This window comes from Raineyella antarctica (assembly GCF_900092135.1).
Taxonomy (GTDB): Bacteria; Actinomycetota; Actinomycetes; order Propionibacteriales; family Propionibacteriaceae; genus Raineyella; species Raineyella antarctica.
Genome location: NZ_FMYF01000002.1, coordinates 327,724 through 351,001, shown reverse-complemented (window position 1 = coordinate 351,001; position 23,278 = coordinate 327,724). Strand labels below are relative to the sequence as shown.

General features: G+C 71.2%; 23 protein-coding genes. 11 read left to right on the top strand and 12 right to left on the bottom strand.

Going from position 1 to position 23,278, the window contains the following annotated elements; all coding sequences use genetic code 11:
• From GA0111570_RS04065 to GA0111570_RS04045, 5 genes are all read left to right on the top strand, one after another.
• The gene (locus GA0111570_RS04065; RefSeq protein WP_092606656.1) at positions 1 to 1,542 is read left to right on the top strand and encodes a PP2C family protein-serine/threonine phosphatase; all 1,542 of its coding nucleotides are present in this window, start codon (positions 1 to 3) and stop codon (positions 1,540 to 1,542) included.
• Positions 1,542 to 2,921 carry an FtsW/RodA/SpoVE family cell cycle protein gene (locus GA0111570_RS04060; RefSeq protein WP_092606653.1) on the top strand — a complete coding sequence of 460 codons (1,380 nt, stop codon included), beginning with the start codon at positions 1,542 to 1,544 and terminating at the stop codon, positions 2,919 to 2,921. The genes GA0111570_RS04065 and GA0111570_RS04060 overlap by 1 nt, the downstream gene beginning before the upstream one ends.
• A complete protein-coding gene (locus GA0111570_RS04055) occupies positions 2,918 to 4,351 on the top strand; it encodes a peptidoglycan D,D-transpeptidase FtsI family protein (RefSeq protein ID WP_092606650.1) in 1,434 nt (477 codons plus the stop codon). The genes GA0111570_RS04060 and GA0111570_RS04055 overlap by 4 nt, the downstream gene beginning before the upstream one ends.
• Positions 4,352 to 4,371: 20 nt before the next feature.
• Positions 4,372 to 6,375 carry a Stk1 family PASTA domain-containing Ser/Thr kinase gene (pknB, locus tag GA0111570_RS04050; protein ID WP_092606647.1) on the top strand — a complete coding sequence of 668 codons (2,004 nt, stop codon included), beginning with the start codon at positions 4,372 to 4,374 and terminating at the stop codon, positions 6,373 to 6,375.
• Positions 6,376 to 6,476: 101 nt separating this feature from the next.
• Complete coding sequence (locus GA0111570_RS04045) at positions 6,477 to 7,100, top strand: aminodeoxychorismate/anthranilate synthase component II (RefSeq protein ID WP_092607145.1); 624 nt, start codon at positions 6,477 to 6,479, stop codon at positions 7,098 to 7,100.
• A gap of 15 nt (positions 7,101 to 7,115) precedes the next feature.
• Here the strand turns inward: GA0111570_RS04045 and GA0111570_RS04040 are convergent, their stop codons facing one another.
• Positions 7,116 to 7,943 (bottom strand): DUF881 domain-containing protein, encoded by an 828-nt coding sequence (locus tag GA0111570_RS04040; RefSeq protein WP_245703008.1) that lies wholly within the window; start codon positions 7,941 to 7,943, stop codon positions 7,116 to 7,118.
• Positions 7,944 to 8,035: 92 nt separating this feature from the next.
• Between GA0111570_RS04040 and GA0111570_RS04035 the strand changes: the two genes are divergently transcribed.
• The gene (locus GA0111570_RS04035) at positions 8,036 to 8,302 is read left to right on the top strand and encodes a cell division protein CrgA (RefSeq protein ID WP_092606644.1); all 267 of its coding nucleotides are present in this window, start codon (positions 8,036 to 8,038) and stop codon (positions 8,300 to 8,302) included.
• On the opposite strand, the gene GA0111570_RS04030 is transcribed toward GA0111570_RS04035, so the two are convergent.
• Genes GA0111570_RS04030 through GA0111570_RS03985 form a run of 10 tightly spaced genes read right to left on the bottom strand, consistent with a single transcriptional unit; the run spans position 8,286 to position 18,231 of the window.
• Positions 8,286 to 9,197 carry an ROK family protein gene (locus GA0111570_RS04030; RefSeq protein ID WP_092606641.1) on the bottom strand — a complete coding sequence of 304 codons (912 nt, stop codon included), beginning with the start codon at positions 9,195 to 9,197 and terminating at the stop codon, positions 8,286 to 8,288. The genes GA0111570_RS04035 and GA0111570_RS04030 overlap by 17 nt on opposite strands.
• Positions 9,198 to 9,251: 54 nt before the next feature.
• A complete protein-coding gene (locus tag GA0111570_RS04025) occupies positions 9,252 to 9,992 on the bottom strand; it encodes a TetR/AcrR family transcriptional regulator (RefSeq protein WP_092606638.1) in 741 nt (246 codons plus the stop codon).
• 57 nt (positions 9,993 to 10,049) lie between these two features.
• A complete protein-coding gene (locus tag GA0111570_RS04020) occupies positions 10,050 to 10,667 on the bottom strand; it encodes a hypothetical protein (RefSeq protein WP_092606635.1) in 618 nt (205 codons plus the stop codon).
• A 39-nt stretch (positions 10,668 to 10,706) separates the two neighbouring features.
• Positions 10,707 to 12,227, bottom strand: coding sequence for a hydrogenase large subunit (locus tag GA0111570_RS04015; RefSeq protein ID WP_092606632.1), 1,521 nt, complete (start codon positions 12,225 to 12,227; stop codon positions 10,707 to 10,709).
• Complete coding sequence (locus GA0111570_RS04010; RefSeq protein WP_092606630.1) at positions 12,224 to 13,687, bottom strand: proton-conducting transporter transmembrane domain-containing protein; 1,464 nt, start codon at positions 13,685 to 13,687, stop codon at positions 12,224 to 12,226. The genes GA0111570_RS04015 and GA0111570_RS04010 overlap by 4 nt, the downstream gene beginning before the upstream one ends.
• A complete protein-coding gene (locus GA0111570_RS04005; protein WP_092606627.1) occupies positions 13,687 to 14,346 on the bottom strand; it encodes a hypothetical protein in 660 nt (219 codons plus the stop codon). Before GA0111570_RS04005 ends, GA0111570_RS04010 begins: the two co-directional genes overlap by 1 nt.
• 12 nt (positions 14,347 to 14,358) lie before the next feature.
• A complete protein-coding gene (locus GA0111570_RS04000; RefSeq protein WP_245703007.1) occupies positions 14,359 to 15,348 on the bottom strand; it encodes a respiratory chain complex I subunit 1 family protein in 990 nt (329 codons plus the stop codon).
• Positions 15,345 to 17,378, bottom strand: coding sequence for a proton-conducting transporter transmembrane domain-containing protein (locus GA0111570_RS03995; protein ID WP_092606624.1), 2,034 nt, complete (start codon positions 17,376 to 17,378; stop codon positions 15,345 to 15,347). The genes GA0111570_RS04000 and GA0111570_RS03995 overlap by 4 nt, the downstream gene beginning before the upstream one ends.
• Positions 17,375 to 17,881: an NADH-quinone oxidoreductase subunit B family protein gene (locus GA0111570_RS03990; protein WP_092606621.1), complete on the bottom strand. Its 507-nt coding sequence runs from the start codon at positions 17,879 to 17,881 to the stop codon at positions 17,375 to 17,377. Before GA0111570_RS03990 ends, GA0111570_RS03995 begins: the two co-directional genes overlap by 4 nt.
• The gene (locus GA0111570_RS03985; RefSeq protein WP_092606618.1) at positions 17,878 to 18,231 is read right to left on the bottom strand and encodes an ArsR/SmtB family transcription factor; all 354 of its coding nucleotides are present in this window, start codon (positions 18,229 to 18,231) and stop codon (positions 17,878 to 17,880) included. The genes GA0111570_RS03990 and GA0111570_RS03985 overlap by 4 nt, the downstream gene beginning before the upstream one ends.
• A gap of 151 nt (positions 18,232 to 18,382) precedes the next feature.
• Here GA0111570_RS03985 and GA0111570_RS03980 point away from each other — a divergent pair, with 151 nt between their 5' ends.
• The 5 genes from GA0111570_RS03980 (at position 18,383) to GA0111570_RS03960 (ending at position 21,767) form a co-directional block, all read left to right on the top strand.
• Entirely contained in the window at positions 18,383 to 18,712 is a 330-nt protein-coding gene (locus GA0111570_RS03980) for a PadR family transcriptional regulator (protein WP_092606615.1), read from the top strand.
• A gap of 2 nt (positions 18,713 to 18,714) precedes the next feature.
• Positions 18,715 to 19,080 (top strand): DUF1048 domain-containing protein, encoded by a 366-nt coding sequence (locus GA0111570_RS03975; protein WP_092606612.1) that lies wholly within the window; start codon positions 18,715 to 18,717, stop codon positions 19,078 to 19,080.
• A gap of 19 nt (positions 19,081 to 19,099) precedes the next feature.
• A complete protein-coding gene (locus tag GA0111570_RS03970; protein ID WP_092606609.1) occupies positions 19,100 to 19,927 on the top strand; it encodes an ABC transporter ATP-binding protein in 828 nt (275 codons plus the stop codon).
• Positions 19,924 to 20,685 carry an ABC transporter permease gene (locus tag GA0111570_RS03965; RefSeq protein WP_092606607.1) on the top strand — a complete coding sequence of 254 codons (762 nt, stop codon included), beginning with the start codon at positions 19,924 to 19,926 and terminating at the stop codon, positions 20,683 to 20,685. Before GA0111570_RS03970 ends, GA0111570_RS03965 begins: the two co-directional genes overlap by 4 nt.
• Positions 20,686 to 20,831: 146 nt before the next feature.
• On the top strand, positions 20,832 to 21,767 hold the full coding sequence (locus GA0111570_RS03960; RefSeq protein ID WP_092606604.1) for an NAD-dependent epimerase/dehydratase family protein: 936 nt from the start codon (positions 20,832 to 20,834) through the stop codon (positions 21,765 to 21,767).
• Here GA0111570_RS03960 and lysS read toward each other — a convergent pair.
• Entirely contained in the window at positions 21,751 to 23,217 is a 1,467-nt protein-coding gene (gene lysS / locus GA0111570_RS03955) for a lysine--tRNA ligase (protein WP_092607137.1), read from the bottom strand. The genes GA0111570_RS03960 and lysS overlap by 17 nt on opposite strands.
• Positions 23,218 to 23,278 lie beyond the last annotated feature (61 nt).

Genomic DNA, 23,278 nt, shown 5'->3' with positions numbered 1-23,278 from the left:
ATGCCGTTGACGCTCCACTGCGTAGCTCACTCCGAGATCGGCCTCGTCCGCAAGAACAACCAGGACTCGGGCTACGCCTCCGCCCACCTGCTCCTCGTCGCCGACGGGATGGGCGGTGCCGCGGCGGGGGACCTGGCCTCCAGCGTGGCGGTGACCCGCCTGCGCGACCTCGACCAGGAGCTGTCCGCCGAGGCGGAGCGGCCGGTCGGCGAGGCCCTGCTCGAGCGCCTGACCCAGCGCCTCCACGAGGCCAACGAACTGATCGCCGACCTCGCCGCCGACGATCCGGGGCTGGAGGGGATGGGAACCACCGTCACAGCCGCCGCCTTCGACGGCACCGACTTCGCGGTGGCGCACATCGGCGACTCCCGGATGTACCGGCTCCGCGAGGACTCGTTCGTCCGTGTCACGCACGACCACTCCTGGGTGCAGTCGCTGGTCGACGAGGGCCGACTGACCCCCGAGGAGGCGGCCACCCACCCGCACCGCTCGCTACTGCTGCGGGTCCTCAACGGCGCCCCGCAGAACGATCCCGACATCGGACTGATCGACGCGGCGGCCGGGGACCGGCTGCTGCTGTGCTCCGACGGGCTCTGTGGGCTGGTCGACGACGTGGACCTGGCCCGAATGGTCGCCGTCCCGGACCGTGAGGAGGCGCTGCGCCAGCTGGTCTCCGCTGCCCATGCCGCGGGCGGCTCGGACAACATCACAGTGGTGCTGGCCGATGTCGTCGAGGAGGCCCCAGCCGAGGACGGGAACCCGGCCACTGCGCCCGCCACCGTGCCGGTCACGGTCGGCGCGGCGGCCACCGCCGCCATCCCGCAGGTCTCGGAGCGTACGCAGGAGATCCCGATCGACCCGGCCGAACTCGACGCCGTGGTGCTGGTCGACGCCGAGGGCAACCCGATCCCCGAGGACGTCGCCAGCCAGGCCCAGGGCGCCGACGTACACAGCCATGACATCGAGGTGGTGCCGATCCCGGCCCACGTCCCACCCCAGCACCTGGCCACCACCCCGCAGGAGGACGCCCGCTACGCACCGCGGCCGGCACCCCCACCACGGCGCCGGGCGCTGGGTATGGCGCTCTCGTTCCTGGTCGCCCTGGCCGTGCTCGCCGCGGCGGTGCTGGGCACCTGGGCGGTCTGGCGCAACAGCTACTTCGTCGGAGCGGACAACGGCCAGGTGGCGATCTTCCGCGGCTTCAACGCCAACGTGGGCTCCTGGCACCTGAACAAGGTGGTCGAGTCCCAGCAGATCCCGGTCGCCGACCTGTCCCCGCGCTTCCAGCAGCAGGTCAACGACACCATCACGGTGCAGTCGCTCCAGGCCGCCCATGCCAGCACCGCGGAGCTCGCCGCGAACGCCGAGTACTGCCGCTCCGTACGGACCAAGGCCGACAGCGATGCCGCCGCGGCCACCGAGGCCGCCCGCAAGGCCGCCGAGGAGGCCAGGAAGGCGGCCGCCTCGGCGTCCCCCTCCGCGCGGCCGCCGACGCCGGTCGCGACCCCGACACCTGTCGTGCCTGACTACGGGGAGTGCTGATGGCTGAATCCGTCGTCGTCCACCGCAAGCGTCGCAACGTCGAGCTGGCGATGGTGCTGCTGGCCCAGTTCATCGGACTGGCCGGCTACGCGCTGACCCACATCAACCTCCAGGGCAGGCTGCCCTCCAACATGTGGGCGGTCAGCCTGCTGTGGTTCGGGCTCGGGCTGCTGATGCACATCGTGGTGCGGTGGCGGACCCCGTACGCCGATCCCCTGATCCTGCCCAGCGTCCTGCTGCTGAACGGCATCGGCCTGGCGATGATCCACCGGATCGACCTGATCCCGGACCCCCCGCGCAACGACGTCCTGGTCCAGCTGATCTGGACCGGCCTCGGCATGCTCCTCGCGGTGCTGGTGATCGCCGTGCTGCGCGACCACCGGCCGCTCCAGGGCTACACCTACTCGCTGTTCCTGGCCGGCCTGGTGCTGCTCCTGCTGCCGCTGGTGCCAGGCCTGGGCGTGGAGCTGAACGGCGCCCGGATCTGGATCCGGGTCGCCGGGTTCTCCTTCCAGCCCGGTGAGCTCGCCAAGCTGCTGCTGACCATCGCGTTCGCCTCCTACCTGGTCGACAAGCGCAACGCGCTGGCCGTGGTCGGGCGGCGCTTCCTGGGCATCGGCTTCCCCCGTCCGCGCGACCTGCTGCCGATCGGCGTGATGTGGGCGGTCAGCCTGCTGGTGCTGGTCTCGCAGAGCGACCTGGGCACCTCGATGCTGTTCTTCGGCCTGTTCGTGGTGATGCTCTACGTCTCCACCGAGCGTCCCGGCTGGCTGGTGATCGGCGCGCTGGCCCTCGGCGCCGCCGCGTTCGCAGCCTCGACCCTCCACCACGTCCAGGTCCGGATCGACGCCTGGCTGCACCCGTTCGACAACTTCGACCAGAACCTGCAGATCATCAGCGCCCAGTTCGGCTTCGCCTGGGGCGGCCTGCTCGGGCGCGGCTGGGGGCTGGGCCGGCCCGGCCTGACGCCGCTGTCGAAGTCGGACTTCATCTCGGCCGCCATCGGCGAGGAGCTGGGGATCACCGGCCTGATGGCCCTGATCATGGTCTACGCGCTGTTCGTCATGCGTGGGCTCCGGATCGCCCTGGCCGCCCGCGACGACTTCTCCAAGCTGCTGGCCACCGGGTTGTCGTTCGTGTTCGCCCTGCAGGTGTTCCTGATCACCGGCGGCGTCATCCGGCTGCTGCCGATGACCGGCCTGACCACCCCCTTCATGAGCCAGGGCGGCACGTCGATGATCGTCAACTGGATGATCGTCGGGTTGCTGCTGGTGATCTCCCACCAGGTCCGCAAACCGGTCGCCACGTCCGGGGAGCTGAGCATCGCCGACGACAGCACCCAGCTCATCTCCGTCCCGACCACGGAGGCACGCCCATGAACAAGCCGATCCGACGCATCGCGCTGGTCGCGATGGTGATGTTCGCCGCGCTGCTGGTGCAGGTGACCCAGATCATCGTCTTCCAGCAGGGCTCGCTCAACGCGAACGCCCAGAACCGCCGCGTCCGCGACGAGCAGTTCGGCGCCCAGCGCGGCGCCATCGTCGCGGGCAAGACCGTCCTGGCCACCTCCCAGCCCACCTCCGGCGGACAGTTCGCCTACGTACGCTCCTACTCCGACGGTGAGCTCTACGCCCCGATCACCGGCTTCAACTCGTACGACCGTGGGTCGTCCGGCCTGGAGCGGGCGTACGGCCCCGAGCTGGCCGGCACCGCGGACTCGCTGTTCGTCCGCCGGCTGGTCGACACCATCACCGGTCGCAAGCCGGTCGGTGCGACCGTGGAGACGACTATCGATCCCAAGGCGCAGCAGGCCGCGGCCAAGGCCCTCGGCAACCGGACCGGTGGCGTGGTCGCCCTGGACGCCCAGACCGGCGCCGTGCTGGCGATGGTCTCGCACCCCTCGTACGACCCGACCCCGCTGTCCGGCACCGACATCGGAGCCGCCGGCAAGGCGTACGAGTCACTGCTGGCCGACCCGGCCAAGCCACTGGTCAATCGCGCCTCCAACGAGATCTACCCGCCCGGGTCGACCTTCAAGCTGGTGACCGCGGCCGCCGCCCTGGAGAGTGGCATGCAGCCCAGCACCGAGATCGACACCCCGTCGGCGCTGACCCTGCCCGGCACCAGGACCAAGCTGCCGAACGAGACCCAGTGCGGTGACGGCAAGCAGACCCTCGACCGCGCGCTCCAGCTGTCGTGCAACACCTCTTACGCCAACGTCGGCATCCAGCTCGGCGGCGCCGCGCTGCGCACGCAGGCCGACAAGTTCGGCTGGGGCTACCAGCTGTCCGACGTCGGTGGCGTCGCGGCCCAGTTCCCGCAGAACCCCGATCCGGCCCAGACCGCCCTCAGTGCGATCGGCCAGTTCGATGTCGCCTCCAACCCGCTGCACATGGCGATGGTCTCGGCCGGCATCGCCAACGACGGCAAGGTGATGCGCCCCTACATCGTCAGCACCGTACGGGCCGCGGACCTGACCCCGGTGAAGACCACCCAGGCCTCCCAGCTGTCCCAGGCCATGTCGGCCGCCAACGCCCAGAAGCTGCAGGGCATGATGGTCAACGTCGTCGAACGCGGCACCGGCACGAACGCCCAGATCAGCGGCCTGACCGTCGGCGGCAAGACCGGCACCGCCCAGACGACCAAGGACCGGCCACCGTACGCCTGGTTCACGTCATTCGCCGAGAACAACAACCGCAAGATCGCCGTGGCAGTATTCGTCGAATCAGCCAACATCCCGCGCTCGGAGATCGGGGGCAACGTCGTTGCCGCCCCGATCGCCAAGTCCGTGATGCAGGCACTCATGTGAGCCCGGGAGGTTCAACCGGTATGGACACCCAACCCCGCATTCTCGGCGGTCGCTACCAGCTCGGCCCGACGCTGGGCCGCGGCGGCATGGCCGAGGTCAACCGGGCCCGGGACCTGCGCCTGCAGCGAGAGGTGGCGATCAAGCAGCTGCGCGTCGACCTCGCCTCCGACCCGACGTTCCAGGAGCGCTTCCGGCGCGAGGCGCACTCGGCGGCCGGGCTCAACCACCCCAACATCGTCGCGGTCTACGACACCGACGAGGAGCGCAACGAGGCCACCGGCGAGATCGTCCCGTACATCGTGATGGAACTGGTCGAGGGCCGGACGCTGCGCCAGGTGCTGAACTCCGGCGACATGTTCACCTCCGAGCGGGCCCTCGAGATCACCCAGGGCGTCCTCGACGCCCTCGGCTACTCCCACCGCGCCGGGATCGTGCACCGCGACATCAAGCCGGGCAACGTGATGCTGACCGACGCCGGCGGCGTGGTGAAGGTGATGGACTTCGGCATCGCCCGCGCCGTCGCCGACACCCAGGCGACGATGACGCAGACCGCCGCGGTGATCGGCACCGCCCAGTACCTCTCCCCCGAGCAGGCCCGCGGGGAGAAGGTCGGCTTCCGGTCCGACCTCTACTCCACCGGCTGCCTGCTGTACGAGCTGCTCACCGGCCGCCCGCCCTTCACCGGCGACTCGCCGGTGTCGGTGGCTTACCAGCACGTCCGTGAGCAGGCGCCGGCACCCTCCACGATCGTCCCCACGCTGGGGCCCGACCTCGATGCCGTGCTGTTGAAGTCGCTGGAGAAGTCCCCCGACCGCCGCTACCAGACGGCGCGGGAGTTCCAGGACGACCTCGCCCGGATCCTCGCCGGCCAGCACCCGCTCGCCGCCCAGGAGGGCTACGCCGACGCCGCCGCGGCCGGTGCCCTGGGTGCCACCGCCGTGGCCGGTGCCGCGGAGAGCGGCCTGGCCACCCGGGCGATCCTGGCTGTGGGCGCCACCGAGGCCGGCGTGTCGACGACCCCCCAGCGGGCCCTGGTCGACTCCACCGGCGAGACCTCGTACGTGGACGACGACGCCCGCCGGCGACGCCGGCGGCGCGCCTGGTGGACCGTCTTGGCCGTCGTGCTGGCCGCGCTGGTGATCGGCGGCGGCGTGTGGTGGGCCAACGGTGGCCTGGGGGCCAAGCAGGTCGCGGTGCCGGACGTGGTGACCAAGTCCCAGGTCGTCGCCGAGGAACTGCTCCGTGCCGAGGGGCTCGAGCCCAGCGTGACCAGCGTCGAAGGTCCGGATGACGCCACCGTCGGTCGGGTGACCGCGCAGGATCCCGCCGGCGGGACCCAGGTCGACACCGGGTCCAAGATCACGCTAACCGTCAACGCCGGCCCGAAGAAGCTCCAGGTCCCCGACGGGCTGGTCGGTCGCAGCCTCGACGAGGCCCGCTCCGCGCTGTCATCGGCAGGCTTCACGAACATCCGGACCGTCGCGGCCGACTCCACCGAGGCGGCGAACACCGTGCTCAGCGTGGAACCGGCCTCCGGCACCCAGATCGTGCCCAGCCAGCAGGTCGTCCTCACGTACGCGTCCGGACGGGTCACCCTGCCGGACTGGAAGGGCTTCAACCGGCAGGCGGTCGAGTCCGCTGCCAAGGACCTGGGCCTGACCAACGTGAAGTTCACCACGAAGGATTCCAGTGCCACGGCCGGGACGGTGCTGTCGCAGTCACCGGGCGCCGGCACCAACGTCGGCCGTGACGCGGCCGTCACCGTGGTACTTGCCGCCGCGCCCCAGCCGACAGCGGCTCCGACCACGGCGAGTGCCGCCCCGACCCAGACCCAGACACCGACCGCACCGGCGCCGACGCCGACGCCGACGCCGACCGCGACGACCGCGACCATGTCCCCGGGCAACTCGGGCAGCAACCCGAACAGCGGAAGCGGCAACAACAGCGGCAACGCCAACAACAGCGCGACGAGCGGCCCCGGCAACGACTACACCCTCCCCCTGTTGAGCAGCGAGAAGCCGTGACGAACCGACCCGCAACGAACGCACCCACCGCGCACGAGAACGCCGCGCACCAGAAGACCGCGCACCAGGACGCCGTGACCGGTCAGGCGACCGGGCCGGCCATCCTGGTGGTGGACAACTACGACTCCTTCGTGTGGAACATCGTGCAGTACCTGGCCCGGCTCGGCGCCCGGGTCACGGTCTGGCGCAACGACGACCCGCGCCTGGTCCAGGAGGGATGGGCGGACCCGTTCGACGGGATCATGCTCTCCCCGGGGCCCGGGGTGCCCGCCCAGGCCGGGCGGTGCATCGACATCATCCACGAGCAGGCCGGCCACCGGCCCGTCTTCGGGGTGTGCCTGGGTGTGCAGGCGATCGGCGAGGCGTACGGGGCGACGGTCGACCGGGCCCCGCAGCTGCGCCACGGCAAGACGTCCACGATCCTGCACCACGGTGCCGGGTGCCTGGCCGGACTGCCGGAGCCGTTCACCGCGACCCGGTACCACTCACTGGCGATCATGCCGGAGACGGTGCCGGACGTCCTGGAGGTGACCGCGACCACCGAGGACGGCGTGATCATGGCGGTCCGGCACCGCGAACTGGCGGTCGAGGGCATGCAGTTCCACCCGGAGTCGGTGCTCAGCGAGGGTGGCTATGCGATCTTCGCGAACTGGCTGGCGCTGTGCGGTGACGCCGGTGCTCCGGCCCGGGCCGAGGGCCTCACACCGCTGGTGGAGCTGGGCTGAGCGATCCCCGGACCCTCAGCGGGCCGGGCGGGCGTACTGCAGCTCGATGCCGCCGGAGTAGGCGGGGAAGGACAGGTTGTCCTCCCTGCGCTCCTGGTAGCCCAACCCGTACGCGGCCACGTAGTCCTGGTAGTTGCTGACGTACGGGGAGGACAGCAGCGCGGCCTCCAGCGCGTTCTGGTCACCGATCACCTGGATCCGGTACGGCGGGGCGTAGGGGATGCCCTGCAGCACCACGGTGTTGCCGACGCACTTGATGCCGGTCGTGGAGATCACCCGCTGGCCCTGGATCGTCATCGCCTCGGCGCCGCCCTGCCAGAGGGCGTTCACCACGGCCTGGATGTCCTGCTGGTGCACCACCAGCAGGTCGGGGTCCACGTCGGGCGGGGCCACCGAGGACGGCGCGTCGTTCAGCACCACCGTCAGGCCCGGGCCGGAGACGGGGGTGGTCTGCGCATTCGTCGCGGCCTGCTCCAACTGCTGCGCCGAGACCCCACTCGCACCCGTCGCACCGCTCAGCCGGTCGACCTGGGCCCGTACGTCGGAGACCTGGGCGGCGAGGGCGGCGTTGCGCTGGGACTCCACGGTGACCATCGAGATCAGGTCGGTCGTCCGCCCGCCACGCAGGTCGGTGCCCTTCGCCAGGGCCGCGCTGGTGCCGATCATGTAGCCGGCCAGCACGCAGATCAGCAGGGTGGCCAGGCCCGCCACCAGTCGGCCGGACATCCGGCGGGGCCGGGGGACGTCCGTCTGGGCGGACCGCTGGGACCGCAGGTCGCGGACGCGGCCGATCACCATCCGGATCGTGTCACGCAGGGACGCGGGACCTGTCGGCTCCTCCATGCTGTCCCTCCCCCTCGGTCGCCGGTCGGCCCGGTTCTCGTCGTCGACTAGGCTACCCAACGTACCCAACAGGATCCGTACGAGGAGTGGTTGTGCCCGAGTCCCAGCAGCGCAAGTCCGCCGCCGACAGCGAGAACAGCGACGAGCTGGAGACCACCCGTCGGACCGGTGCCCCGGGCACCGCCGCGTGGGTCATCCCGACCCTGCTCACCCTGCTGCTGCTCGGCGTGGCCTGGATCGTCGTGTTCTACGTCGCCGGCTACATGATCCCGTTCATGGCCGCCCTGGGGAACTGGAACCTGGCGATCGGCATGGGCCTGATCGCCGCCTCCTTCGTCGTCGCTACCCAGTGGAAGTGACGGCGGCCGCCTGGGCGAGTGCGATCGCACCGAGGCGTCCGGACCACTCCCCCAGTCCCGGCGGCACGATGAAGTCGTCGATGCCCTCCGCGACCGACGAGGAGGACACGTACCCGGCCAGCAGCTCCTGGGTCCGGCTGCGCACCATCGGGAACAGCCCGGGCCCCGACATCACGCCACCGCCGAGCACGATCCGGCGCGGTGACAGGGTGCAGACCAGCGCCGCCATCAGCTCGGCGAGGTAGCCGGCCTCCAGTTCCCAGGCCGGGTGGCCGGCGGGCAGCGTCTCCGCAGGCACGCCCCACCGCCGGGCCAGTGCCGGGCCGGAGGCCAGCCCCTCCAGGCAGTCGCCGTGGAAGGGGCAGGCCCCCTCGAAGGGGTCGCGGGCCAGGTCGTGCGGGACGCGTACGTGGCCCATCTCGGGGTGCACCAGGCCGTGCAGCGGGGCGCCGTTGACGATCGCGCCACCGCCGACGCCGGTGCCGATGGTCAGGTAGACGAACGGGTCCAGGCCCTGCCCGGCGCCCCAACGGGCCTCGCCCACGGCAGCACCATTGACGTCGGTGTCGAAGCCGATCGGTACCCCGAGCGCCTGCTGCAGGGTCCCGACCACGTCGGCGCCGGTCCAGCCGGGCTTCGGGGTGGTGGTGACATGGCCGTACGTCGGGGAGGCCGGGTCCAGGTCGACCGGCCCGAAGCAGGCCACACCGAGGGCTGCCATCGGCGCCGTAGTGGCCTGTTCGCGGAAGAAGTCGATCGAGCGGCCGAGGGTCTCCTCCGGCGTCGTGGTCGGGAACCGCGCCTCCGCCCGGATGTCGTCGGGCCCGGTGCCGACACAGCAGACGAACTTCGTGCCGCCGGCCTCGATGCCGCCGTACAGACCACTCGACCCCATCGCCCCTCCTCGGGTATCACCGCATGTCCAGGTCCCCCCATGTCACCCACCACGCTACCGGTGGGCGGCCCCGGAATCGCGCAGACCGCTCATCTCCACGAGCCTGTCGACCACCGCCGCGTAGTAGGTGTCGAGGTCCACGACCGAACGGTTCAGGTGACCGAACAGCTCAGTGGAGATCGCCCCCATCACGCCGCTCCACGCGGCCATCCCGCGCAGCAGCAGCGCTTCGTCGACCGGACCCTCCAGCATCCCGACCAGGCCCGCCACCGCGGCGCGCTCCGCCGGGTCGACGGGTGCCGCCAGTTCCGCCGGGAGCCGGTACCCGGCCCCGGAGGCGTCGGACACGATGGCGAGGAAGGCGCCGGTCGCCTCGGCGGCCGACGGGACGGTGTCCTGGGGTGCGTGGTAGCCGGGGACCGGGGAGCCGTAGAGCAGCGCCCAGTCGTAGGGGTGCGCGACCGCCCAGTCCCGCAGCGCCTGCGCCAGGGTCCGGAACCGTCGGGCGTACGCCTCCCGTGGCCGCACCGCGCGGTCCGCCTCCTCGAGCACGGCGCCCAGTTCGGCGTACACCTCCACGAGCAGGGCGGTGAGCAGCTCGTCGCGGCTGGCGAAGTAGCGGTAGATGGCCGAGGAGGCGATCCCCAGGTCGCGGGCGATCGCCCGCAGCGACAGCTCACCGGGGCCGGCGTCCAGCAACTGGGCGCGGGCCCGGGCGAGGATCCGCCGGGTCATCTCCTGCCGGCCGATCTGCCGGGCGGTGCGCGGGGCGTCGGGATCCGGTGCGTCGCTCATGTCCTCAGCATGCCGCACGATGCGTCAGGAGCAGCGAAGTGCCCTCAGGGCCGGTCGTCAGGTGACGTCGAGTTCCTGGTACATGCCGTCGGCGTAGTGGTTCTGCAGGTTGCAGACCAGTTCGTAGCGGCCGGGCGGCAGGGTGAGGGTGATCCAGCCCGTGGCGCCGGGGGTGATGCCCTCCCCGGTGCCAGCGGCGCAGGAGGCGGACGCCTCGCCGAGACTGCCTGCTTCGTCAACCTTGCCGTCCGCGCCGGGGACCCGCTTCCCGGCGGAGGTGCCAGCGGGCAGGGGCAGGATCACCAGCTCGTGGGTGCGCCCTCCGAAGTTGGAGGCCACGAAGCTGACCTGGCCGGCGGGGACGCTGGCCGGGGAGGCACGAAGACTCATGCGCTCACCCATCGGGGCGCTGCCGCCCATCATCGGTGAGTTCATCATGCCCGCGTCGGTCAGGGTGACCGAAACGGTCTGGCCGGGCAGGGACTCCGGCGCCGTACAGGACAGCCGGGCCTGCGAGGAGCCCGGGGTGGTGGCCCCACCGGTTCCGCCGCCCCCGTTCCCGCCCATCATTCCTCCATCGGAGGAACGGCCACCGGAGCTGCAACCCGACAGGGCCACCGCTGCCAGGATCCCGACGACGACCAGACGAACGTGCTTACCCCCGACAGATGTCATCTCTCCACGCTACTCCGGGCTACCTGACGTTCGGCATTCTCAGAGGTCGTTGCCGGCGTAGGACATGTTGAAGCTCTTGTTGGCCAGCGGGAAGTCGGGGACGATCGTCTCGGCCAGTGCGACCGGCAGCCCGGGCCACGTGCAGAACGAAGGATCCACGACCTTGACCCGGGTGAGCACGCCGTGGGCATCCACCTCGATGCGGTGGACCAGGGTGCCGCGCCAGGCCTCCACGACACCCAGCCCGGCCCCGGGTCCGGTGGGCAGGTCCGCCGACGCCGACGCGTTGCTGTCCGACCCGCTCCCCTCCAGCGCGGCGATGCGCGCGGCGAGGTCTGCCACCAGGCGCGCGGTCACGGCGACCTCGTCCACTCGGACGTCGAAGCGGGCGCGTACGTCGCCGGTGGTGCGGGTGATGACCTCGAACCGCTCGCCGAGGTCGACGAACGGCTGGTCGGCGCGGGCATCGACGGCCAGGCCGGACGCGCGCGCCACGTAGCCGAGGACGCCGAGCCGGCGCGCCTGCTCCGGCGGCAGGACGGCGGTGGTGTCGAGCCGGTTCGCGACCATGCCGTGCCCGGTAGCGATCGACGCCAGCTCCGCGGCCTCGGCCGCGACGGACGTCACCAGGGCGAGGTCGGGGGCCGACGCCAGGTCGGCGCCGCCGATCCGGATCGCGCCGCGCAGCAGGCGGTGGCCGGTGAGCCGGGCGTTGTGGCGCAGCAGGGTCTCCCGCAGCCGTCCGGCGTGCTGGTTCACGATGCTCAGGCCGGTGTCGTTGATGATGGCGCCGATGTCGTTGACGTGGTTGTAGAGGCGCTCGCACTCCAGCAGCAGGGCCCGCACCAGTCGGTCATGTTCGGGCACCTCGATGCCCAGGGCATCCTCGACGGCCATGGCGTACGCGAGGCTGTGGCCGACGGCGGTGTCGCCGCTGATCCGCTCGGCCAGGGGGATGCCGTCGGCGACGGGGCGACCCTCGAACAGCTTCTCCACACCCCGGTGCGCGAAGTACAGCCGCTGGTACATCCGTACGATCGTCTCCCCCACCACCGAGAACCGGAAGTGGCCCGGCTCGATCATGCCCGCATGGACAGGGCCGACCGGGATCTCGTAGACGCCTTTGCCCGAGACCTCGACGAACGGGAACCCCTGGTCGGCGCCGAACGTGGGTGCCGGGTCGGCGTCGCGGAGCATCGGGTAGAAGCCGGTGGGCCAGTGTCCGTGGCGGACCAGCCGATACGGCTGGGGGTGGCCCCGCGGGACGATGCCGTAGAGGTCGCGGATCTCCCGCTCGAACCTGCCCGCCGGGTAGGACAGGCCGGCCAGGGTGGGCAGCCACGCGTCGTCCCGCGGGACCTCGACGACGACCTCGACCCGCTCTCCCGCACTGCCGAGGAAGACATGGACGACCCGGAAGGAGGTGCCCCGTACAAGGGGCCCGTCCTCGTGCGCCGCCACCAGGGCGAGCCGGAGGCCCCTCTGCAGCTGGGTGGCCATCGCGGCGGCGAGCTGGTCGCGGGTGACCAGGACGGTCTCGGGTGGGGCGAGGCGGGTCATCGGGTACCTCCCAGCGCAGCCACCGCGTCGGTCAGGACGCCGACGAGCGGCCAGGCCGCGAAGGCCAGGACGGCGCTGAGCCCGAGGGCGATCACCACCGGGACCTGCCGGAAGACGGTGGGACGATCCGGCATCAGGGCCTCCGGGTCGGGCGTGACCGGGTCGGGGTCGCTGCCCACGGTCATCGCGAGGACGTGGCGCGCGAAGCCTGCGAACATGGCGAGCAGCAGGACACCGGCGAGCGCCATCTGCCAGCCGAGTCCGCGACCGAACCCGGCGACCAGGATCGCGACCTCGGTGAAGAAGGTGACGAACGGCGGGAAGCCGAGCAGGGCGGCCGCGCCGAGGAGGAAGGGCGCCCCGAGGTCGGGACGGCGCCGCAGCAGGTTACGGACATCGGAGATGCGGTGGCCGCCGACTGTGCCCAGGACGCGTCCGGCCAGGACGAACATGGTCGACTTCGCCAGCCCGTGGCCGAGCATGTGCAGCAGGACCGCCGCCAGGGCGAGCGGCCCTCCCGCTGCCACCCCCAGCGCCAGGAGGCCCATGTGCTCCATGCTGCTGTAGGCGAGCAGGCGTCGGTAGTCCTTCTGGGTGAGCGACATCGCCGCCGCGACCCCCAACGACAGCAGCCCCGCGGTGACGAGCATGCCGCGGACGAGTTCGGGACCGATCGCTGCGTCGGTGATCGCCTGGACCCGCAGGATCGCGTAGAGGGCCACCGCCTCCAGGACGCCGGACATCAGGCCGCTGACCGGGGCCGGGGCCTGGCTCTGGGCGTCCGGCAGCCAGGAGTGCATCGGCGCCAGGCCCACCTTGGTGGCGAAGCCGAGGACCGTCAGGGCGCCGGCGGCGCGCGTGAGTGCCGGGTCGAGCCGGGCGGCGCTCTCGAGCAGACCGAGCCACGACAGCGAGGGCTCCCCCGTGCCGCGGCTGGCCGCATAGAGCAGGACGATGCCGAGGAAGGCGATCGCGATGCCGACCGAGCCGAGGACCACGTACTTCCAGGCCGCCTCCAGTGCTCCCCGTCCGCCGCGGTAGCCGACCAGGAAGGCGGTGGTGATCGTCGTCAGCTCGATGGCGACCCACAACAGTCCGAGGTTGTCGGCGACGACGGCGAGGGCCATGGCGGTCAGGAAGAGGGCCAGCAGGGTGGCGAACAGGCCGATGCTGCGCTGGCGGTCGGCCCGGTGCGGGATGCCGGCCCACAGCGCTATCACTGCGACGGCCCCCACCACGGACAGCATCCAGGCGCTCAGGGCGTCCACCCGGAGCAGGCCCGCCCCGGTGCTGAGCGGGCCGCCGAGGTGGACGGCGACGACCAGCGCGACGCCGACCACCAGCAGGGTCGCCGCGGCGGCGACCGGCAACCAGAGTGTCCAGCTGTGGCGACGCAGCAGGAAGCTCAGCGCCGCCAGGAGCAGCGGCAGCGCGAGCGCGATCCAGATCAGGGCGGCCATCAGTCCCGCAACTCCCTCAGCTCGGTGATGTCGATGTGTCCTTGCTCCTCGTGCATCCGTACCACCAGGACGCCGAGGATGAGGACCACCAGCAGCACGTCCAGCGACACCCCCAGCTCGATGGTCAGCGGGAGGCCACCGGAGGTGAGGAAGGCGATCGTCGCGATGCCGTTGTCGATCAGCAGGAAGGCGACCAGCTGGGTGAGCGCCGACCGGCGGATGAGCAGCTGCCAGAAGCCCAGCAGCACCAGGGAGAAGCCGACCGGCGCGGCCTGCGCGGCGGGATCGGCCTGGCCCCCGAGGAGGGGGCCACTGATGGCGTAGGCGAGCAGGGTGAGGCCGGCGGCGCCGATGAGTTCGACGGCCGGGTTCGCCAGCGAGCCGGCCTCCTTGGTCTGGTCGATCAGCCGGGCCGACCGGGCCATCGCCCAGGGCATCGCCACCGCCTTGACCAGCAGGACCAGCAGCGCGACCGGCGGTGCCTGGCGCTCGCCCCCGTGCAGGCCGACGACCAGGACCAACCCGGCCAGGGCGAGGCCCTGGATCGCCAGCAGGCGGATCGCCCGGGTCACCGAGCGCCCCCAGACCTGCAGCACTGCGGTGAGCAGCAACAGGCCGGTGGTGGTCGCGAGCAGTTGCTCGTACAGGTGGTCGGACATCGGGGTCTCCTGCTAGAACACCAGGTAGGAGGCGCTCACCGAGAGGAACGCCAGGACGAAGGAGCCGGCCAGCAGCTCGGGGACGCGGAACAGCCGGAGCTTGGCCATGAACACCTCGGCGGCCGCGAGCAGCGCACCGGTCACCAGCAGTTTGGCCGTGATGGTCACCAGGCCGACGAGCAGGCCCAGCGGTGCGGCGTCCGCGGCGACCCCCCACGGCATGGCGAGGTTGACGACCAGGCCGAGCAGCGCGGTGAGGCGCAGCCACGAGCCGAACTCGAGCCAGCCGAGGTCCCGGCCACCGCTCTCCAGGATCATCGCCTCGTGCACCATGGTGAGCTCCAGGTGCGTGGAGGGGTTGTCCACCGGCAGGCGTCCGGTCTCGGCGATCACCACGACGACGAGCGCGACGATGGACAACAGGCTCACCGGGTTCAGCAGGGACGTCGGGTCGAGCTTGCGGGCCTGCACGATGGAGGCCAGCGCCGATGTCCCGGTCGGGACGCTGAGCGCGTAGATGCTCAGCAGGACCGTCGGTTCGACGAGCGCGGCGATCGTCATGTGCCGGCTGGAGCCCATCCCCCCGAAGGCGGTGCCCGACTCCAGGCCGAGCAGGGCGAGGGCCACCGTGCCCAGCAGCAGGACCGAGACGACCACGAACAGGTCGCCGGGGACGCTGGCCAGCGCCAGCGTGCTGACCAGCGGGACCAGGGCACACAGCAGCAGGCTGGAGGCCACCAGCAGGATCGGCGCCGTCGTCAGCACCGGCGTCGAGCCCGGGGCGCGCAGCGGCTCCTTCGACAACAGCTTGGCCACGTCGCGCCAGGGCTGGCCGATGCCACCACCCACGCGGCCCTCCAGCCGGGCGCGGGTGGTCCTCATCACGCCGATCAGCAGCGGCGTGACCGCGATCGCGAGGACCAGCTGGGTCACGATGACCAGCACCGAGTCGATCACCCCCGAGTCGAGTCCCACAGCCTCGATCACCACAGCCTCGGTCACCACAGCGCCAGCACCACCAGGACGACCACGAGGGCGGCGAAGGAGAAGCCGACGTAACGGTGGATGCTGCCGTTCTGGACGGTCCGTGCGAGGTCGCCGAATCGTTCGGCCCGGCGGGCGGCGGGCAGGTAGATGCGCTCCTCGACCACGTCGACGGTCTCCTGGGTGAAGGCCACCTGCGACACCAGCAGTGGCGACTGCTCGTGCCGGACCACCTCGACGCTGCGGGTCGCCTGCAACGACGAACCGAAGACCCGGACCAGCGGCTCCGCGTAGCTGGTGGCGTTATACTCCATCCGGGGGCTGGTGCGTTCGCCGCCGCTCCCCCAGGCCAGGCCGACGTCACGACGGGGGTGCCGCCGGGCCAGGACGACGTTCACGACGACCAGCGGGACCAGGATCGCCAGCAGCAGCAGGGTGAGGCCGACGGGGTGCAGCACGACGCCGACGGCATCCAGCACCAGGCCGGTGCCGGCGACGGTGGACACCCCGCCGGCGGGCACCGCGCCGGCAAGGGCCACCGACACCGGTCCGGGAGCCAGCCCGAGCGCGAGGACCAGCAGCGAGCCGACGGCCAGTGCTGCGCGCATGGTGATCCCAGCCTCGTGGGCGTCGGCGGCCGCCCGTGTGCGGGGCCGGGCGAGGAAGCCGATGCCGAGGGCCTTGACGAACGTGAGCAGGCCGAGTCCGACCGTGAGCGCGACCACGGCCATCGTGACCGGCATGACGACGGCGACGAGCCGGTCCGCACGGGCATCGGCGTGGACGAGGGCCTGCAGCAGCGCCCACTCCGCCACGAAGCCGGACGTCACCGGCAGCGCCGCGGCGCCCATCGCGCCGATGCCGAAGGCCGTGGCCGTCCAGGGCATCCGCGAGGCCAGGCCGCCGAGCAGGTCGAGGTCACGCTCCCCGGTGGCGTGCAGGACCGAGCCCGCACCGAGGAACAGCACCGTCTTGAACGCTGCGTGGCTCACCGCCAGGAGCAGGGCCGCGAGGAACGCCACGCCGGCCACCCCGTCCTGGCCGGAGTCGCGCAGCAGCACCCCGATCCCGACGGCGGCCACGACCAGGCCGACGTTCTCGGTCGTCGAGTAGGCCAGCAGGCGCTTGAGGTCGGACTGGACGGACGCCTGCAGGATGCCGTAGAGAGCCGAACCGGCCCCGAGGGCGATCAGCAGCACCGCCCACCAGCGGGGCCCCTCGGGCAGCAGTCGGAGGACGACCATCATGATGCCGTAGACCCCCATCTTCACCATCGCGGCGCTCATCGCCGCGGACATGTGACTGGGCGCCTCGGGGTGTGCCCGCGGCAGCCAGACGTGCACCGGCACCAGGCCGGCCTTCGTGGCGAACCCGGCGGTGAGCAGCACGAACGCGACCCCGGCCACCGGGCCCCCGAGCCCGGCCCCGGCCATCGTGGCCCAGGACGTGCCTCCGGCCGCAGCGGCGAGGATGCCGAAACCGGTGAGCAGCAGCAGGAAGCTCAGGTGGGTCATCACGGCGTACCAGAGCGTGGCGCGACGTACGGGCTCCCGGACGGCATGGTCGGCCAGCAGCAGCACGGTGGACCCGCCGGCCATCAGTTCCCAGGCCAGTAGGAAGGTGACGGCATCCGCGGCGGCAGGGACGAACTGCAGGCCGACCGCGAAGACCGCGAAGGCGGTCCAGCCCGTACGTGACGCGGCGGCACCGTGGGCGTACCCGATCCCGAACAGGGCCGACAGGGCCACCACCATGCCGGCGATCGCCATGAAGACGGCACCGAGCCGGTCGGGAGCCAGCAGCATCGGATCCATCGGACCGGCCAGCGGCAGCGCGAGCGGGATCCGCAGGCCCGCCGCGGGCGCACCGAGCAGGGCGGCCACACCTGTGATCGCTCCGGCGACACCGACCGCGACCAGGGCGCTGCCCGACGCCGCGTTGCGTACGCGACGGGGCACGACCACGGCGAACAGGACGGCCAGCGCCCCGAGCAGCGCCTGGGCGAGCAGCCCGACGTCCACCAGGGCGGCGAGGCGGTCCGGCGTCATCGGCCGGTCACCTTCCGGAACGCCGCGACGATGGCCTCGGGCGCCGGCGGACAACCCGGGACGTGCACGTCCACCTCGACGAAGTCGTCCACCGACCCGGCCACGGCGTACGAGCCCGCGAACAGGCCGCAGCCACGGGTGCAGTCACCGATCGACACCACCACGCGCGGGTGCGGGACGGCGTCCACGGTGTTGACCAGGGGGCCGGCCATGTTCTGCGTGACCACGCCGGTGACGGCGACCACGTCGGCGTGGCGGGGGGAGGCGACGAGGCGGACGCCGACGCGTTCGGCGTCGTAGACGGGCCCGAAGGCCGCGCCGAGCTCGATCTCACAGCCGTTGCAGGAGCCGGCGTCGACGTGGCGGACCTGGGCGCTGCCATGCAGCGCGCGCGGTGGGACGAAGCCGTCCCGGATCGCGAGACCGTGGTCCGCGGTGTCGTCGAGCGGCTCGGTGGTGCGCCCGGTGCGGGCGATCAGCCTGAGGATTCGTCCGGTGCTCACGCTTCGGTTCCCTCCGCGACGGACGCCTCGCCGTCGAGGGCGGCCTGCAGCTGGGCCTGGTCGGCCAGCAGGAACGACAGCGTGGTGCGCGCTGCGGCCAGCAGGTCACGCACCGAGGGAACGAGCAGCGAGTACACCACCTCGCCACCGATGCGCTGCTGGCGGACCAGTCCGGCGCGCCGCAGTACCCCCAGTTGCTGGGACAGTGCGCTGGGCTCGACCTCGACCTTCGCGAGGAGTTGGTGGACCGCATGGTCACCCTCGCACAGCAGCTCCAGTACGCGGATCCTCACCGGGTGCCCGAGGGTGCGGAAGAGCTCGGCCTTCGCCTGGTGCAACGGGACGGGCAACTCAAGACCTCTCGACTTGATGAATTCTGCAATTAGAGTACTACGAAACTCCGGTGCATGCCATCACCGGCCCCTCCCCACCTCTTGCCTCTCCACTACTTAGCGTTACTATTTACTAGTAGTCAGTAACACTGAGCAGCGAGGGAGACCTATGGGCAGGCAGATGACGGAGATGCTCAAGGGCACCCTGGAGGGCATCGTCCTGGCGATCCTTGCCGGACGGCCCGCGCACGGCTACGAGATCACGGCACGGCTGCGCGAGAGGGGCTTCTCCGACATCGCCGAGGGCACCGTCTACGCGATCCTCGTCCGGATCGAGCACAAGGGCCTGGTCGACGTGGAGAAGGTCCCGTCCGAGAAGGGGCCGCCCCGCAAGGTCTATTCCCTCAACACGCAGGGACAGCAGGACCTCGAAGAGTTCTGGAGGACGTGGAGCTTCCTCTCGGAGAGACTCGAACAGCTCCACGACGAACGGAGATAGCCATGGTTGCAGGATGGATCGAGCAGGTCACGGGCTCGCTGGAACAGAAGAAGCGCTACCGGGAGTACAAGGCGCGCACGAAGCAGCTACCCACCGATTACCGCATCGCCATCGAGGCGCTGGACCGGTACCTGATGTACTTCGGGTCGATCTCCAAGGGGGACGTCCTGGTCTCGATGCTGAATGATCTCGCCGATCTCTTCGAGCAGAGCGCGGCGGACGGCACCCCGATCCGCGAGATCGTCGGGACCGACCCGGTGGAGTTCGCCGAGACGTTCCTGCAGAACTACGCGGAGGGCCAGTGGATCAGCCGGGAGCGGGAACGCCTCACCACCACCATCGACCGCGTCGCGGGCGACCGGCCGTGACGCGGGAAGGAACTCCGACATGATCACCGAAGCGGTCCGACCCGCGATCCACGTACGCGGCCTGCAGAAGTCGTACAAGGCACTGGAGGTGCTGAAGGGGGTGGACCTCGACGTGGCGCGGGGCAGCATCTTCGCCCTGCTCGGCTCGAACGGGGCGGGCAAGACGACTGTCGTGAAGATCCTCTCCACGCTGCTCCGGGCCGATTCCGGGAGCGCCACCGTGAACGGCTTCGACGTGGCCGAGCAGGCAACGGACGTCCGGCGGTCCATCAGCCTCACCGGGCAGTTCGCCGCCGTCGACGAGATCCTCAGCGGACGGGAGAACCTGGTCCTGGTCGCCCGGCTGCGCCACCTCAAGGACCCGGGCGGCATCGCGGACGACCTGCTCGGGCGCTTCAGCCTCACCGAGGCCGCGACGCGGAGGGTGTCGACGTATTCGGGCGGGATGCGCCGGCGACTCGACATCGCGATGAGCCTCATCGGGGATCCGCAGGTCATCTTCCTCGACGAGCCGACGAACGGGCTCGACCCGCAGGCGCGCAACGAGGTGTGGCAGGCGGTCAGGGATCTCGCCGAGCACGGCACGACAGTGCTGCTCACGACGCAGTACCTCGACGAGGCCGAACAACTCGCCGACCGGATCGCGATCCTCCACCAGGGCCGGATCATCGTCAACGGCACCCTCACCGAACTCAAGCAGCTCCTCCCGCCCGCGAAGGTCGAATACGTCGAGAGGCAGCCGACCCTCGAGGACGTCTTCCTCGCCCTCGTCGATGACGAGGCGCGAACAGGGTCGCCCGCAACGGGAGCCATGACGCCGGCCGGGACCACGAAGGAACCACGATGACCACGCATGCCCTCGGCGACACCGCCGTCCTGCTGGGACGGTCGCTGCGCCACATCACCCGCAGCCTGGACACCATCATCACGACCACGATCATGCCGATCGCCTTCATGCTGCTGTTCGTCTACGTGTTCGGCGGCGCGATCGAGTCCGGGTCCGATTCGTACGTGAACTACCTGCTGCCCGGCATCCTGCTGATCACGATCGCGTCGGGGATCTCCTACACCGCCTTCCGGCTGTTCCTGGACATGCAGAGCGGCATCTTCGAGCGCTTCCAGTCCATGCCGATCGCGCGGTCGTCCGTGCTGTGGGCGCACGTGCTGACCTCGCTGGTCGCCAACCTGGTCTCGCTCGTGGTCGTCGTCCTCGCCGCCCTCCTCATCGGCTTCCGTTCCGGGGCGGGAGCGCCGGCCTGGCTCGCGGTCGCCGGCATCCTGGTCGTCTTCACCCTGGCCCTGACATGGATCGCCGTCATCGCCGGCCTCTCCGCCACGTCGGTGGACGGCGCCAGCGCGTTCTCCTACCCGCTCATCCTGCTGCCGTTCATCAGTTCGGCCTTCGTCCCCACCGAGACCATGCCCGGCCCGGTGCGCGCCTTCGCCGACCACCAACCGGTGACAGCCATCGTCAACGCGATCCGCGACCTGTTGGCCCAGCAGCCGGTCAGCACCGACCTCTGGGTCGCCATCGCCTGGTGCGTCGGGATCCTGGTGGTCGCGTACGTCCTTGCCATGGCCACGTACCGCCGCACGATCTCCTAGCCGGCCGTCCCTGCCGGGCCCGCCTCTCCTCGCGAAGGTCGTTTGACAGACCACCCCGCCGGCTTGCACCCTTGAAAGGAGAGCACTGCTCACACAAGAGATCAGAGAGCACTCTCTATTGCAGGCGAGACGAAGGGGACGGATCCATGGCATTCCACCTGGTCGTCGGGGCGGGACCGATCGGCCGCCACGTCGCAGCAGAACTCGCCAGCGAGGGCGAGGAGGTGGTGCTCGCCAGCCGCAGCGGCACCGGACCGGCCCTCCCCGGCATCCGCCGCCTGGCGCTCGACGCGACCGATGCGGCCGCGACCGCCGAGGCCGCGCGGGGCGCGGCGGCGCTGTACAACTGCGTCAATCCCCCGCACTACCACCGCTGGCCGCAGGAGTGGCCACCGATCGCCGCGGCGTTGCTGCAGGCGGCCGAGCGGTCCGGGGCGGTCCTCGCCACCACCAGCAACCTCTACCCGTACGGCCGCCCGACCGCGCCGATGGTCGAGGGGCAGCCGGACACGCCCGCCGAGGCCAAGGGCGAGGTCCGGGCCCGGATGTGGGCCGACGCCCTCACGGCCCATCGAGCCGGGCGGGCGCGGGTGGTGGAGGTCCGGTCCTCCGACTACGTGGGGGACATCGCCGGGATGAACGCGTCCGTCCCGCGGGCCCTTCCGGCGGCCCTGGCCGGGCGGACCGCCCGGGTGATCGGCGATCCCGACCAGCCGCACACCTGGACCGACGTCGACGACGTGGCCCGGCTGCTGGTGGCCGCCGCGGCGGACCCGACCGCCTGGGGACGGGTCTGGCACACCCCCAGCAACCCGCCGCGGACGCAGCGCCAGGCCCTGGCCGACGCCTGCGCGGCCGTGGGCAAGGAGCCCGGTGACGTACGGGCCTATCCGGACCGTACGCTCGCGCTGGCCTCCACCGTGGTGCCTGCCCTGCGGGCGATCCGGGCGATGTCGTTCCAGTTCACGGCGCCGTTCGTGATGGCCTCGGCGACCACCCAGCAGCACTTCGGCCTGGCGCCGACGCCCTGGCCCCAGGTGTGCGAGCGGACCGCCCGGGCCGCACTCAGCCGAGCGGCTTGAGCAGCGGGAAGAGGATCGTCTCGCGGATGCCGACGTTGGTGAACAGCATCACCAGGCGGTCGATGCCCAGGCCGAGGCCGCCCATCGGCGGGGCCCCGAACTCCAGCGCCTGCAGGAAGTCCTCGTCGAGCTGCATGGCCTCCTCGTCGCCCTCCGCGGCGCGCAGGGACTGGGCGGTCAGACGCTCGCGCTGGATCACCGGGTCGATCAGCTCGGAGAAGCCGGTGCCGCGCTCCATCCCGCCGATGATCAGGTCCCAGGCCTCGATCTTGTTCGGCTCGGAACGGTGGGGGCGGGCCAGCGGCTGGGCGGCCGGTGGGTAGTCGCAGACGAAGGTCGGCTGCAGCAGGTGGGGCTCGACCAGCTCGCCGAACAGCTCGATCACGAGCTTCTCCTCCGACCACAGCGGGTCGTACTCGATCCCGTGCGAGGCGGCGACGACCTGCAGCCGCTCCAGCGAGGTGGCCGGGGTGATCTCCTCCCCGACCCGCTCCGACAGGCCGGGGTAGACGCCGAGCCAGCGCCACTCGCCGTCGAGGTCGATGACACCCTTGTCGGTCTCGATCTGCCGGGTGCCGACCGCATCGGCCGCATCCAGGATGATCTGCTTGGTCAGTGCCGCGATGGTGGTCTGGTCACCCCAGGCCTGGTAGGCCTCGAGCATGGTGAACTCCGCGGAGTGCGAGGAGTCGATGCCCTCGTTGCGGAAGACCCGGCCCAGTTCGTAGACGCGCTCGGCACCACCGACCATCACCCGCTTCAGGTACAGCTCCAGCGCGATCCGCAGGCTCATGTCGATGTCGAAGGCGTTCAGGTGGGTGTTGAACGGGCGGGCCGCGGCACCGCCATGGACCAGTTGCAGCACCGGGGTCTCGACCTCGAGGTAGTCGTCGGCGTGCAGCGTCTCGCGAATGGACCGGGTGATCGCGGCGCGGGTGCGCAGCACGGTCTGCGCCTCCGGGCGGACGACCAGGTCGGCGTACCGCTGGCGGACCCGGGTCTCCTCGGACAGCTCGTGGTGCAGGTTCGGCATCGGGCGCAGCGCCTTGGAGGCCATCTCCCAGCCGTCGGCCATCACCGAGAGCTCGCCGCGCTTGGAGCGGATCACCCGGCCGTGCACGTACACCCAGTCACCCAGGTCGACGTCGGCCTTCCAGGCGGCGAGCGCATCGTCGCCGACCTCGGCCTTGGAGACCATCACCTGCAGCCGGGCGGCGTCCGCGCCGGGCGTGAACCCGCCCTGCAGGGTGGCGAAGCAGAGCTTGCCGGTGTTGCGCATGAAGACGACCCGGCCGCCGATGCCGACCAGGTCCTGGGTCTCCTCGCCGGTCTCCAGGTGGTCCCAGCCCTCGCGGACCTGGCCCAGCGTGTGCGTACGGTCCACCCACACCGGGTACGGGGGGCGGCCTTCCTCGAGCAGCCGGGTGCGCTTATCCTGGCGCACCTGCATCTGCTCGGACACCTCGTGTTCGGGAAGCTCGGCCGGGGCATTCTGCACATCACTCACCGGG